The organism is Terriglobia bacterium (genome assembly GCA_032252755.1).
Taxonomy (GTDB): Bacteria; Acidobacteriota; Terriglobia; order Terriglobales; family Acidobacteriaceae; genus JAVUPY01.
Map to the genome: position 1 here is coordinate 1 of JAVUPY010000062.1, position 12,188 is coordinate 12,188.

Genomic DNA, 12,188 nt, shown 5'->3' on the forward strand with positions numbered 1-12,188 from the left:
ATGGGTGGTCGCCTCCAGGCATCCATCGTATACTGGGGCTATGTCGGTTGTGCGCAATATCGCGGCGATTGCCAAGGGGATGAGCATCACCTTCGGGGAGATGCTGCAACCCACAACAGTTGAGAATTATCCCGACGGCAAGGGCCCGATGCGGGGAGCCATTTTTGAGCAGCGCTTCCGCGGTGGACATGTCTTGCAGCGCGATGAGAACGGCCTGGAAAAATGTGTGGCCTGCTTTTTGTGCGCGGCAGCCTGCCCGGCAAACTGTATTTATATCGAAGCGGCAGAGAACACCGAGGAGCAGCGGATTTCGTCGTCGGAGCGGTATGCGAAGGTCTACAACATCGACTACAACCGCTGCATCTTCTGCGGCTACTGCGTCGAGGCCTGCCCGACCGACGCAATAACCCACGGCCACGGTTTCGAACTGGCAACGATGAATGCCACGAACCTGATCTATCGCAAGGAGCAATTGCTGTCGAATGCCCCTGCGCACCTCGGCAACAACCAGCGCTTCAACGTCATGGACGTCGAAAAGTTCGAGCAGGAACACCGCTAAGACACAAAGTTCAAGGGAGGAAACAAAGCCAAACGCGGATTACGCGGATTCTCGCGGATCAAAACTTAGAGCTTTCGGTGTATTTGTTTCTATCCGCGTCCATCTGCGAAAATCCGCGGTTCGCGGTTCTCTTGCACCGCGCACCTCATCCGTCATTTCCCGAACTCCACTCCCGCCCTGTAAAATCAAACTATCTCAATTCCGGCTGCAGCCAGTGTGAGCGCGGCACGGAGGTGCGTTTTCCCGGTGAAGAGCTTCCTCGAGAGCGTGGCCGAACGGGTCGTCATTTATGACGGCGCGATGGGCACCAACATTCAGTTTCGTAATCCCTCCCCCGACGATTTCTGGGGCAAAGAGGGCTGCAATGAACTCCTCGTCCTCAGCCGCCCCGACATCATCAGCGACATTCACTCCGCATTCTTCACAGTCGGCTGCGATGTCGTCGAAACGAATACTTTCGGATCGACGCGAATTGTCCTCGCCGAATATCAACTCGAGGACAAAGTTGCCGAACTGAACCTCGCCGCGGCCAAACTGGCAAAGAAAGTCGCCACCGATTTTTCGACGCCCGACCGCCCGCGCTACGTCGCCGGTTCCATTGGCCCAACGACCAAGCTGCCCTCGCTAGGACACATCAGTTTCGACAACATGTCCGCAGCGTATCTCGAACAGGTCCTGGCGCTGATCGAGGGCGGGGTCGACGTGCTGCTCATCGAAACATCACAGGACATCCTGCAAACCAAGGCAGCGCTTGTTGCGGCTTTCGAGGGCCGCAAGCGGACAGGGAAAGAGGTCCCGATACAAGTTCAAGTAACGCTTGAGGCCACTGGGACCATGCTCCTCGGTACCGAAATCGGCGCTGCTCTGACCACCCTCGAAGTGTTCGACGTCGACGCAATCGGACTGAATTGTGCTACCGGACCGGCCGAGATGAACGACGCCGTCCGCTACCTGAGCGTCAACTCCCCGAAGCACGTTTCGGTTCTACCCAACGCCGGCCTACCGCAAAACGAAGGCGGCCGTGCCGTCTACAAGCTTCAACCGCAAGACCTTGCGAATTATCACAAACACTTCGTGCAGGACTACGGTGTTCGCATTGTTGGTGGCTGCTGCGGCACCACGCCTGAGCACCTTAAAGCAGTGGTTGAGGCAGTAAGTGGCATTGAACCAGCGGGTCGCGATGTGAAACTCAACGCTTCCGCAGCGAGCGCCTACAGTTCCGTCCCGCTCGACCTTGAGCCAAAGCCGCTCATCGTCGCAGAAGAGATGAACACGACGACTCGCCTCGAGAACTTCCGCAATCTCGTGCGCTCGGGCAACTATGACGGCATTCTGACGCTTGCAAAAAAACTGGTCAGCGAAGGCTCGCACATGCTCGACCTCTGCTGCGCCGTCGTCGGCGAGGACGAAAAGGCTTACATGTCCTCGGTGCTGGAGAAAATCGCAACGCGCGTACCCGCGCCGATCCTCGTCGACTCGACTGAAGCCGATGTAGTGGAAGAGGCTCTCAAGCGTATCCCCGGCAAGCCGATCATCAACTCCATCAACCTGGAAGACGGCGAAAAACGCACCAGCATCGTTCTGCCGATGGCGAAGAAGTACGGCGCGGCGGTCATCGCGCTCACCATCGACGAAGACGGCATGGCCCTCACCGCTGAGAAGAAACTCGCGATCGCCAAACGCATCTTCGATCTCGCCGTAAACAAGTACGGCATTCGCCCGCAGGACCTGATCTTCGACGCGCTGACGCTCCCGATCTCGACCGGCCAGGAAGACTATCGCACCGCGGGAATCGAAACCCTCGAAGCAATTCGGTGTATCAAGAAGGAACTACCCGAGTGCAAGACGGTTCTTGGCGTCAGCAACATCTCCTTCGGCCTGAACGCTTATGCGCGTCGCGTGTTGAATTCGGTCTTTATGCACGAAGCGGTCGAGCGCGGCCTCGACATCGCCATCGTCAACTACAGCAAGATCTACCCGCTCTACAAGATTCCCGACGCCGAAGTTGAACTCGCGCGCAAGCTCATCTTCGCCGACCGCGCGAACGGCGATCCGCTGCAAATCTACATGGGCCACTTCGACAAGATGAAAGGGCAGCAGCAGGTCGCTCAGACGGCGCACGTTGACTTACTCTCCGTCGAAGACAAGCTGAAATTCTGCATCATCCAGGGCGAAAAGACGATCGGCGACGGCGCCCGGAAGCAGTCGCTTGCTCAGTTACTCGAAGATGCTCTCGTGAACTATTCGCCGCTGGAACTGATCAACAACGTCCTGCTTGACGGGATGCGCACGGTGGGTGACCTCTTCGGCGCGCGCAAGATGCAGTTGCCTTCCGTCCTCGATTCCGCTGGCGTTATGAAAGCCGCCGTTGCCTATCTCGAGCCCAAGATGGAAAAAGTCGAAGGGTCGCAGAAGGGAACGCTCGTTCTCGCCACCGTAAAAGGTGACGTGCACGACATCGGCAAAAACCTCGTCGACATCATTCTGAGCAACAACGGCTACAAGGTCGTGAACCTCGGCATCAAGCAGCCGGCCAACACCATAATCGATGCCGCCATCGAGCACAAAGCCGACGCGATTGGGTTGAGCGGTCTGCTCGTGAAATCGACGCTCGAGATGAAATATGTCATCCAGGACCTGGAATTGAAAAAGCTCGACTTCCCGGTTATCTGCGGAGGAGCTGCTTTGACGCGCAAGTACGTCGAGGACGATCTCCGGCGGGAGTACTCATCGGCGGTCTTCTACGCTGACGACGCCTTCAGCGGGCTGCATTACATGGAGTCGCTCGTAGGCGAGGAGCGAGCCGCGGCAGTCGAACAGGGAAGAGTGGTAAAGGAATTCGCACGAGCCGCTGTGGCTACCGGCGAGAACACGGACACGACTCCGAGCGCGGTCGTTCACCCGGCGCCCGACATTCCTCAGCCACCGTTCTGGGGTGTGCGCGTGCGCCGCGATTTCGATTTGCGCACGCTCTTCCAGTACATCAACGAAACCGCCTTGTTCAAGAATCAGTGGCAGCTCAAGACGGCTTCGCAGCAGGATTATGGCCGCATTGTTGAGGAGAAGTACCGCCCCATCCTGAATGGCCTCGAAGAAGAAGTGATGCGCGAGGGTTGGTTTGAGCCGAAGGTCGTGTATGGCTTCTTCCCGTGCCAAAGTGGAGGCAACGACATCATTGTCTACGAACCGGTGCAGGGCTTGCGCGCCGGATCGCAGGCACCCGCCGGTTTGAAAGAGATTCAGCGCTTCACCTTCCCACGCCAGCGCGAAGGCCGCAAACTCTGCATTTCTGACTTTTTCCTTCCGAAATCCTCTGGCCGCCTGGACGTCCTCGGCCTGTCCGTAGTTACAATCGGCGAGCGAGCCTCACACGAAACCCAAAAGCTTTTCGAAGGCGGCGAGTATACGAAGTATTTATACCTGCATGGCCTCAGCGTGGAAACCGCCGAAGCGCTCGCCGAGTACATGCACAAGGTTGTTCGCGAAGAGATGGGTATAGGAAATGAGGATGCCGAGCGCACCAGCGATCTCTTCCACCAGAAGTATCGTGGCTCGCGATACTCGTTCGGCTACCCGGCGTGCCCGAACCTCGAAGACCAGACGAAACTATTCGCGCTGCTCAAGCCTGAAGAGGCAATCGGCGTGCGACTGACAACCGGGTTCCTGTTAGAACCAGAGCAGAGCACGAGCGCGATAGTCGTGCACCATCCAATGGCAAAATATTTTGTGGCCTAAGGTCCCGTGAGGCGTACGGATAGATATTCCAGGCATACTGATCGAGGGATATGGAATGCAGTCTTGCTCGGTGCAGATCCGCGAGTGCAGGCTTTCGGATGCCGAAAGTATCGCGCAGCTCAGCGCACAGCTCGGTTACCCCGTTCCCGCCGACGAGATGGAGCGCCGACTGCGGCATGTTACTGATGATCCCGGCCACGGCGTTCTTGTGGCTTGTATCGAGGACAGCCAAGTTGTCGGCTGGATCGACGTCGGGATTGTCTTCCATCTGCAGTCCGGCGCCTACTGTGAGATCGGCGGACTTGTCGTCGCGGAATCGGTTCGCAGCAACGGAATTGGCAGGGAACTGGTTGCCGCGGGGGAACGATGGGCCGCCTCGCGCGCTGTGAAGAAGGTGCTGGTGCGCTCCAATGCTATTCGCGCCGACGCGCATCGATTCTATCTTCGCGAAGACTACACGATGGTGAAGACGTCAGCGGTATTCGAGAAGCGCTTGTAATGTCGTTAAAGATGCAGCAGCACAGGAACACGCAATAACTCATCCAAGTTTTGCGCGTCTTGATGCTCGGTGATAGGAGCTACAGCGGAAATATTTTTCTGGCGGAGAGGGAGGGATTCGAACCCCCGATACCCGTTAAGGTATGTCCGCTTTCGAGGCGGATCGTTTCAACCAGCTCACGCACCTCTCCGCAGAGGAAGCTGCTGGTCCTGTTTTTCAGTTTAGCAAACTCCTGCCTGTGCGCGCTACGACGAGCGCCAATCTCGACACCGCTAAAATGTCGAATGACGAACGTCAAGAAGAAGAATAAAAAGCAAGAAACAAGCAGCTCATTCGTCAATCCGACATTCGTCATTCGTCAATGGCTTTCGCTCACGCCGTTTTCGCCATCGTCGCCATCCGCCGCTCCATCTCCTGTTTTGTGACTTCTTCCTTGTGAGTCGAGATCGTCCAGCGATGCCCGAACGGATCGAGGAACGTGCCCGTGCGATCGCCATAGAACTGGTCTTCGACTGGGCGTTCCGTCTTGATTCCGGCTGCGAGTGCTTGCGCCGCCACCTTGTCCACATCCTCCACGTAGATCATCAGGCCGACCGGCGTAGCGCCATCCGGCGGCGGTGCGCTGTACCCCCGCTCCGGGAACGCGTCGGCAAGCATCACCGGCGAGTCGCCAATCTTAATTTCCGCGTGCATGATTTTTCCGCCCGGGCCCTCCATACGGAACAGTTCCTGTGCTCCAAACGCTTTCTTGTAGAAGTCGATCGCTTTAGCCGCGCCATTCACGATCAGGTACGGCGTTACGCTGTGATAGCCCTCGGGAATTGGTTTCACTTTTGCCATGAAGTTCACTCCTTGAATTCGGAAATGACGTTGAGTTTCGATGGGTGAAGTGGTCGGCGACAGGTGGGACATTTTACTTCAGTTAGGGACGCTGCGGCACGGAGCCGCCCTGTTGCATCCGTGTTAATTGTGGAAAACGCACTGGGCGGTTTGTTCGCGCACTGGAACCAGGATCTCGGGATAACAGCTCGGCTCATCATTGCTGCCGTTTTGTCTGGAGCCATTGGGTGGGAGCGCGAGAGGCAGGGACGCTCCGCCGGGCTGCGAACTCACATGCTGGTAGGAGCCGGTGCCGCCCTGTTCATCGCTCTCGTGGGCCTTGCGATCGACACCTTCCCTCAATGAATCCGGAATCCATTTTGACCCGACCAGGGTCATCCAGGGCGTAATCATTGGTATCGGGTTTCTCGGCGCTGGGATCATTTTCGTGGACCGCTCTACAGGCCGGATTCGAGGCCTGACAACGGCGGCCAGCATCTGGATCACAACCGGGATCGGACTAACCGTCGGCTTGGGACGCTATCTGTTGGCGGGCCTGGCAACCGCCCTGATCTTCATCGTGCTGCACACCATGCGCGAGATCGAGCCACATCCAAAGCACGATTCCGAGACTCCGTCCAAGACTAGCCGCCGACCTTTGTGAGTACAACGCTTGTGCCAAGCGAAAGGCGGACCCTTTCAGGTCCGCCCAGTTTAAACTTGAGTTGCTTCAAATCGCTTACAGCTTAGAGAGGCTGAACGTTCTCAGCCTGCCAGCCCTTGGGTCCCTTTACGACGTTGAACTGAACCGCCTGACCTTCCTGGAGGCTGCGGAATCCGTTCGCCTGGATGGCGGAGAAATGGACGAAAACGTCCTCGCCATTCTGGCGGCTGATAAAACCAAAACCCTTAGCGTCGTTGAACCACTTTACAGTTCCTTGTTCCATGTTACTGTTTGTTCCTTTTTTGTTGATCTTTGTTACGAGAGTGAATCGGAAGGACTGTTGCAGGAACTAGCTTGGTAAGCGAGAAGCTGCTGTACGACCGTATTCCCTACGTACAAACATATGATACCAGAACTTTAGCCCGGGGTGGCACGTTCGGGACACGAAATTTCAAGGGTATACTCGATCTCAGTATTCGGCCTTAGCATTCGGTTAAGGCCCCAAAATTGGCAGTTAGCCGATTGCGATATGGCTGGCTATCACCAGGCGTCCGTCGGGAATTAGCTAAGTACCTATTATCCAGCACTTTACCGCCCGCGTCGCTCCCGAAAAAATCTCTGCACCTGCTCCATGCAACGGCCTGCCAGCACCCCTGAGACGACTTCCACACGGTGATTTAGGGCAGGATTGTCCAGCACCTCCATTGTCGAAGTCACCGCACCTGCCTTGGGATCCTCCGCGCCATAAACGAGCCTTCCTATCCGGGCATGCACGATGGCTCCCGCGCACATCGCGCAGGGCTCAACTGTGACGTAGAGATTGCACCCCGTCAGGCGATAGTTCCCAAGTCTCTGCCCGGCCTCTCGCAGCGCCAGGATCTCCGCATGGGCCGTGGGGTCGTTTGAAGTGATAGGCCGGTTGCTGCCGCGCCCAACGATCCTGCCGTCCGTAACGATGACGGCGCCAACCGGAACCTCTCCGGCGGCCTCGGCACGCTGGGCCTCCCGCAGGGCTTCTTCCATCCAGAATTCGTCGGTGTGAGGCGTGTTCATCGTGGACGCAGGACACTTTCATTGTAGCGGGCCCGGGGATTGGCATGGCATTTTTGGGGCAAACCCCGCGCTATTAACTAATCTCTAAACACTAGTCCACCCCTGATCCCTACCGCCGGGGGTTGGGCCGCAGATTGTCAAATCGAACGCCCTACCGGGCAGGATCAATTGGAGGAAGCAGCATGAAGAAAGCAGTATTTGTAACATCGGCGACATTCCTGTTGGCCGCAACTATGGCTATCGCACAGGACCAGTCACCCTCCTCCGGCACGGCTAACACCCAGGACCCGAACGCGACGCAGACTCAGCAGCAACAGCAGCCTGCATCGCCTTCGACAACGACCCCGAGCACTGATCAGCAGTCTCAGACACCGAGCAGCACCGATCAGCAAAGTTCCCAGAGTAGTTCCGCCATGGGTTCCGAATCGGGTTCGCAGACCATCCAGGGTTGCCTTAGCCAGTCGGGTGACCAGTACACGATTTCCGCAAACGGACAGACCTATAACATCACCGGGGATACTTCGCAGTTGAAAGATCACGTGAACCAGACGGTTGCAGTCACCGGGCAGGTAACTCCCGCTTCTGCATCGAGCGAAACTGGTTCCGGTAATGCCACCACAGGCAACAGCTCGAGCATGAACAACAGCACCATCGCTCTGCAGAGCGTCCAGACGGTTTCGTCGACCTGCAGCCAGAACGGCAGCAGCTCGGCAAATCCGGGCATGGCCTCCACCACCACTCCGTCCAGCACTGACCAGGTGGGCGCACAGTCTGCAACTTCGACCAACTCAATGAGTGATCAGTCGGCGACGCAGAGCTCGACTATGCAGAACGGCACGGAATCAGCTCCCGGACAGTCGGTGCAGACTCCGGTAACCAGCCAGACTCCGAGCAGCACCGCTACCACGCCCGAGAGCAATCCACCGTCGAGCAGCACAACGACCACTCAGTCAACCACAACTACCACGACCGAGCCCAACGCCACCGCAGCTCCGTCGTATTCTCAGCCGGTAAGCCCCGACCAGAACGCAACTCAGAACCAGAATGCTACCGAGCAGAATCCTGCAACCAGCACGACTCCCTCGGACACCAATCCGAGCACGGCAACGCCGCCTCAGAGCATGAGCGACAACAGCACTGCGACCCAGTCCGACCAGACTGGTGCCGCTGCAACCACCTCTGACCAGAATGCCGCCAGCAACAGCGCGGTAAGCTCCGATCAGAATGCCAACGCTGCGGACCAGGCCGCTGCGGCCGAGAACAATGGCCAGGCCAGCACCGAGGCCGCGCAGAAAAAGCTGCCGCAGACTGCTTCTCCGCTGCCGTTCCTGGGCCTCCTGGGCATGGGATCGCTAATGGGTGGCGGACTGCTCGCCCGCATTCGCGGCCGTAAATAACCGATACTTTCACCTTGGGACGCTGCCTTCGGGCAGCGTTCTTTCATTGCGGCGAATGTGGTGTTATGCTGCACCCACTCGGGTGAGGACCATGGCGCTTTCCGGAATCGTTCGCAAGATGCTGTTCGTGGACTTGATTAAGGGCTTGGGCGTGACCTTCCGCTACCAGGCTCCCAAGGAAGTCATCACCGAGCAGTATCCGCTCCAGCGGCCGCAAGTGGCCGAGCGATACCGTGGCGCGCCACGTCTCAACGTCAATCCTGACAATGAAGAATCGATGTGCATCGCCTGCGACCTCTGCGCCCTGGCCTGCCCCGAGAACCTCATCGTCGTAGGCAGTGAGCGCAACCCCGTCACCCGCCGCAAAGAGCTAACCCACTTCACTTACGACCTCTCGCGCTGCATGTTTTGCGGCCTCTGCGAAGACGCCTGTCCCACCGACGCGCTCGAACTCACCCAGGATTTTGAACTCGCCGCCTACTCGCGCGAGGGCGCCATCTGGAACCGCGAGCAGTTGGAGAAGGGCCCGGAACCCGTCAAATATCACCGTTAGACTCTCTCCATGTGCCGCTTTTGCTTTCTACTCCGCGTCCTTCGCGGCTTTCTTCCCTAATCCTTTTCGTTCACTAAGTGACGTGCCTCACAGACCGCCTGTTCAGGGCCTCGTTATCCTGTCACCCATCTTTTATCGCGAGGCCGTTTCATGGCTGAAGCCATCCAGACCCCCACCCGTGTGTTGAACCCCACCTTGGCTCAGAAGATCATGTCTGCTGATGAAGCCGCGGCGCTCATTCGCTCCGGCGACCAGATCGGTATGAGTGGCTTTACTGGCTCAGGCTATCCAAAAGAAGTCCCGGTCGCTCTGGCACGCCGTATGGCCGATGCCAATTTCCGAGGCCAGAAATTCCAAGTCAGCGTCTTCACCGGAGCCTCCACGGGGCCTGAACTCGATGGAGCACTTGCGATGGCCGGTGGCGTGCATCTCCGCCTCCCGTACCAGTCAGATCCGGAAACCCGCAAGCGCATCAACGCCGGCGAGATGGAGTATATGGATATCCATCTCAGCCACGTTGCGCAATTCGTTGATTACGGATTCCTTGGCAAACTCGACGTCGCATTGATCGAAGTCGCCGCAATCCTGGAAACAGGCCTGCTCCTGCCGAGTTCGTCGATCGGCAACAACAAGACATGGATCCAGCAGGCCGAGCGTGTCATCCTCGAAGTCAATTCGTGGCAACCCGAGGCTCTGGAGGGCATGCACGACATCTACTACGGTCTGCAACTGCCGCCGAATCGTGGACCCATTCCACTCGTGCACCCCGGACAGCGCATCGGCTCTCCATACCTGGAGGTTTCGCCCGACAAGATCGTCGGCGTTGTGCTCACCAATTCTCCCGACCGCAACAGCCCGTTTAAAGCTCCCGATGAGGCGTCGAAGAAGATTGCCGGACACATCCTCGAATTCCTCAGCTGGGAAGTGAAGAAAGGTCGCATGCCGGAGAATCTTCTTCCGCTGCAATCCGGCGTCGGCAACATCGCCAATGCCGTCCTCTTCGGTCTCGAGGAAGGTCCGTTTGAAAACCTGACCTCATACACGGAAGTCATTCAGGATGGAATGATTCGCCTCCTGAAGTCCGGCAAACTCACCTCCGCTTCGGCGACCGCGTTCTCACTCAGCCCCGAGATGCTGTTGGAAGTGAATGCCAATATGGCCGATTACCGCGATCGCATCGTGTTGCGCCCGCAGGAGATCTCCAATCATCCCGAGATCATTCGCCGCCTCGGCGTGATCGCCATGAATGCCATGATCGAAGCCGACATTTACGGCAATGTTAACTCGACCCATGTGATGGGATCGCGCATCCAGAACGGCATTGGCGGCTCGGGCGACTTTGCTCGCAACGGGTACCTCTCGATCTTCATGGCTCCGTCGATGGCGCAGAAGGGAAGTATCTCCACCATCGTTCCGATGGTCTCTCACGTAGACCACACTGAGCACGACGTGCAAGTTATCGTAACCGAGCAAGGCCTGGCCGATCTCCGAGGGCTCTCCCCACGCCAGCGCGCTCACCTGATTATCGAAAAGTGCGCCCATCCGGACTATAAGTTTTTGCTCGTCGATTACCTGAATCGTGCAGAGCGCCTGTCCTACGGAAAGCACACGCCGCATCTGTTGACGGAATCGCTGGGATGGCACAACCGCTATCTCCGCAATGGCAACATGCGACCGCGGGAAGAGAACTGATATAGCTAACTTCGAAGTCGCACACCGATATTTTTCATTGGAGCATCCGCGGTCGCCAGCTATCGCCCTTCCATTAGGGCAGCTGCTGCGGTGCGCCCGGCATTACTATGTACTTAGGAGCGTTCGGATGAAGCATTCCGTTCGATTTTGCGCCGTTTTTGTCTTCCTGCTTTTCGCGCTTACCGCGCTTGCGCAGCAGCCGGCGGTTCCAAAACCAACAGAAGGTGAATTCACACTTCATAACTTTCACTTCCAGTCCGGAGAAACCCTTCCCAACTTGCGAATTCACTATTACGCTCTCGGGAAGCCGGTCAAGGATTCTGAAGGCAAGACCAAGAACGCTGTTCTGATCCTCCACGGTACTACCGGCTCCGGCCGCCAGTTTCTGAATACGATCTTCGCAGGCGTGCTCTTCGGCCCCGGACAGCTTCTCGACGTAAGTCGCTACTACGTCATCCTCGTCGACAACATCGGGCACGGAAAATCAAGCAAGCCGAGCGATGGCATGCATGCGCATTTCCCGCGCTACGATTACGACGACATGGTAAAAGCTCAGCACGACCTGCTTGTCGACGGCCTTGGTGTCAACCATCTCCGGCTCGTTATGGGCACCTCCATGGGTTGCATGCACTCTTTTGTCTGGGGTGAGACGTATCCGGAATTCATGGATGCGCTCATGCCGTTAGCCTGTCTTCCCGTGCAGATTGCCGGGCGAAACAGGATATGGCGACAAATGACCATCGACGGCATCCGCTCCGATCCCGAATGGAAAGACGGCGACTACACCACTGAGCCTCGCGCAGGACTGCAGCTTGCCGCCGATTTCCTGCTCATCGCCGGAAGCGCTCCCCGCGTCATGCAAAAGAACCTGCCGACTCGCGATCAAGCCGACCAGTACCTCGAAAAGTTCTACCAACGAGTTATCCCCACGCTCGACGCCAATGACTTTCTCTATGCCGTCGACTCTTCCCGCAACTACGATCCCTCTCCAGACCTCGACAAGATCGTTGCGCCGCTAATGTGGATCAACTCGGCCGATGACTTCATCAACCCGCCCGAACTGGGAATCGCCGAGCAGGAGGTGAAGAAGATCAAGAAAGGAAAATTTGTCCTCCTGCCCATCTCTGATAAAACCCACGGCCACGGTACACACACCGACGCCGCTGTCTGGCAGGAATATCTGAAAGAGTTGTTGGCCGAAACCGAGCGATGATCCG

The 12,188-nt window shown here is 57.4% G+C and carries 12 protein-coding genes and 1 tRNA gene; 8 read left to right on the forward strand and 5 right to left on the reverse strand.

The annotated features are described in order from the left end of the window. Positions 1 to 40 precede the first annotated feature (40 nt). From nuoI to ROO76_14430, 3 genes are all read left to right on the forward strand, one after another. On the forward strand, positions 41 to 559 hold the full coding sequence (gene nuoI / locus ROO76_14420) for an NADH-quinone oxidoreductase subunit NuoI (protein ID MDT8069357.1): 519 nt from the start codon (positions 41 to 43) through the stop codon (positions 557 to 559). A gap of 246 nt (positions 560 to 805) precedes the next feature. Beyond that, positions 806 to 4,294 (forward strand): methionine synthase, encoded by a 3,489-nt coding sequence (metH, locus tag ROO76_14425; protein ID MDT8069358.1) that lies wholly within the window; start codon positions 806 to 808, stop codon positions 4,292 to 4,294. Positions 4,295 to 4,349: 55 nt separating this feature from the next. Beyond that, on the forward strand, positions 4,350 to 4,793 hold the full coding sequence (locus ROO76_14430; GenBank protein ID MDT8069359.1) for a GNAT family N-acetyltransferase: 444 nt from the start codon (positions 4,350 to 4,352) through the stop codon (positions 4,791 to 4,793). A 99-nt stretch (positions 4,794 to 4,892) separates the two neighbouring features. Here ROO76_14430 and ROO76_14435 read toward each other — a convergent pair. The 3 genes from ROO76_14435 to ROO76_14445 form a co-directional block, all read right to left on the reverse strand. After that, positions 4,893 to 4,983: transfer RNA gene (locus tag ROO76_14435), tRNA-Ser, on the reverse strand. 182 nt (positions 4,984 to 5,165) lie between these two features. Further along, positions 5,166 to 5,633: a VOC family protein gene (locus ROO76_14440; protein MDT8069360.1), complete on the reverse strand. Its 468-nt coding sequence runs from the start codon at positions 5,631 to 5,633 to the stop codon at positions 5,166 to 5,168. A gap of 123 nt (positions 5,634 to 5,756) precedes the next feature. Next, a complete protein-coding gene (locus tag ROO76_14445; protein MDT8069361.1) occupies positions 5,757 to 6,026 on the reverse strand; it encodes a hypothetical protein in 270 nt (89 codons plus the stop codon). Between ROO76_14445 and ROO76_14450 the strand changes: the two genes are divergently transcribed. Continuing rightward, the gene (locus tag ROO76_14450; GenBank protein MDT8069362.1) at positions 5,923 to 6,276 is read left to right on the forward strand and encodes an MgtC/SapB family protein; all 354 of its coding nucleotides are present in this window, start codon (positions 5,923 to 5,925) and stop codon (positions 6,274 to 6,276) included. The two genes, ROO76_14445 and ROO76_14450, sit on opposite strands and share 104 nt — an antisense overlap. 82 nt (positions 6,277 to 6,358) lie before the next feature. Here ROO76_14450 and ROO76_14455 read toward each other — a convergent pair whose 3' ends face one another. After that, the gene (locus ROO76_14455) at positions 6,359 to 6,559 is read right to left on the reverse strand and encodes a cold-shock protein (GenBank protein ID MDT8069363.1); all 201 of its coding nucleotides are present in this window, start codon (positions 6,557 to 6,559) and stop codon (positions 6,359 to 6,361) included. Between the two features lie 305 nt (positions 6,560 to 6,864). Continuing rightward, positions 6,865 to 7,329 (reverse strand): tRNA adenosine(34) deaminase TadA, encoded by a 465-nt coding sequence (tadA, locus tag ROO76_14460; GenBank protein ID MDT8069364.1) that lies wholly within the window; start codon positions 7,327 to 7,329, stop codon positions 6,865 to 6,867. A gap of 182 nt (positions 7,330 to 7,511) precedes the next feature. On the opposite strand from tadA, the gene ROO76_14465 reads away from it, so the two are divergent. The 4 genes from ROO76_14465 to ROO76_14480 all read left to right on the forward strand — a co-directional run bounded on the left by ROO76_14465 (position 7,512) and on the right by ROO76_14480 (position 12,184). Then, positions 7,512 to 8,726 (forward strand): hypothetical protein, encoded by a 1,215-nt coding sequence (locus ROO76_14465; protein ID MDT8069365.1) that lies wholly within the window; start codon positions 7,512 to 7,514, stop codon positions 8,724 to 8,726. A 91-nt stretch (positions 8,727 to 8,817) separates the two neighbouring features. After that, positions 8,818 to 9,279, forward strand: coding sequence for an NADH-quinone oxidoreductase subunit I (locus tag ROO76_14470; protein MDT8069366.1), 462 nt, complete (start codon positions 8,818 to 8,820; stop codon positions 9,277 to 9,279). A 150-nt stretch (positions 9,280 to 9,429) separates the two neighbouring features. Beyond that, positions 9,430 to 10,971, forward strand: coding sequence for an acetyl-CoA hydrolase/transferase family protein (locus ROO76_14475; GenBank protein MDT8069367.1), 1,542 nt, complete (start codon positions 9,430 to 9,432; stop codon positions 10,969 to 10,971). Positions 10,972 to 11,098: 127 nt separating this feature from the next. Further along, entirely contained in the window at positions 11,099 to 12,184 is a 1,086-nt protein-coding gene (locus ROO76_14480; GenBank protein ID MDT8069368.1) for an alpha/beta fold hydrolase, read from the forward strand. The last annotated feature ends 4 nt before the right edge of the window (positions 12,185 to 12,188 follow it).

Excerpts from the sequence above, each read along its gene's own strand:
- nuoI (MDT8069357.1), top strand. The coding sequence starts at position 41 with ATGTCGGTTGTGCGCAATATCGCGGCGATTGCCAAGGGGATGAGCATC.
- ROO76_14430 (MDT8069359.1), top strand. The coding sequence starts at position 4,350 with ATGCAGTCTTGCTCGGTGCAGATCCGCGAGTGCAGGCTTTCGGATGCC.
- ROO76_14440 (MDT8069360.1), bottom strand. The coding sequence starts at position 5,633 with ATGGCAAAAGTGAAACCAATTCCCGAGGGCTATCACAGCGTAACGCCG.
- ROO76_14445 (MDT8069361.1), bottom strand. The coding sequence starts at position 6,026 with ATGATTACGCCCTGGATGACCCTGGTCGGGTCAAAATGGATTCCGGAT.
- ROO76_14455 (MDT8069363.1), bottom strand. The coding sequence starts at position 6,559 with ATGGAACAAGGAACTGTAAAGTGGTTCAACGACGCTAAGGGTTTTGGT.
- tadA (MDT8069364.1), bottom strand. The coding sequence starts at position 7,329 with ATGAACACGCCTCACACCGACGAATTCTGGATGGAAGAAGCCCTGCGG.
- ROO76_14465 (MDT8069365.1), top strand. The coding sequence starts at position 7,512 with ATGAAGAAAGCAGTATTTGTAACATCGGCGACATTCCTGTTGGCCGCA.
- ROO76_14470 (MDT8069366.1), top strand. The coding sequence starts at position 8,818 with ATGGCGCTTTCCGGAATCGTTCGCAAGATGCTGTTCGTGGACTTGATT.
- ROO76_14475 (MDT8069367.1), top strand. The coding sequence starts at position 9,430 with ATGGCTGAAGCCATCCAGACCCCCACCCGTGTGTTGAACCCCACCTTG.
- ROO76_14480 (MDT8069368.1), top strand. The coding sequence starts at position 11,099 with ATGAAGCATTCCGTTCGATTTTGCGCCGTTTTTGTCTTCCTGCTTTTC.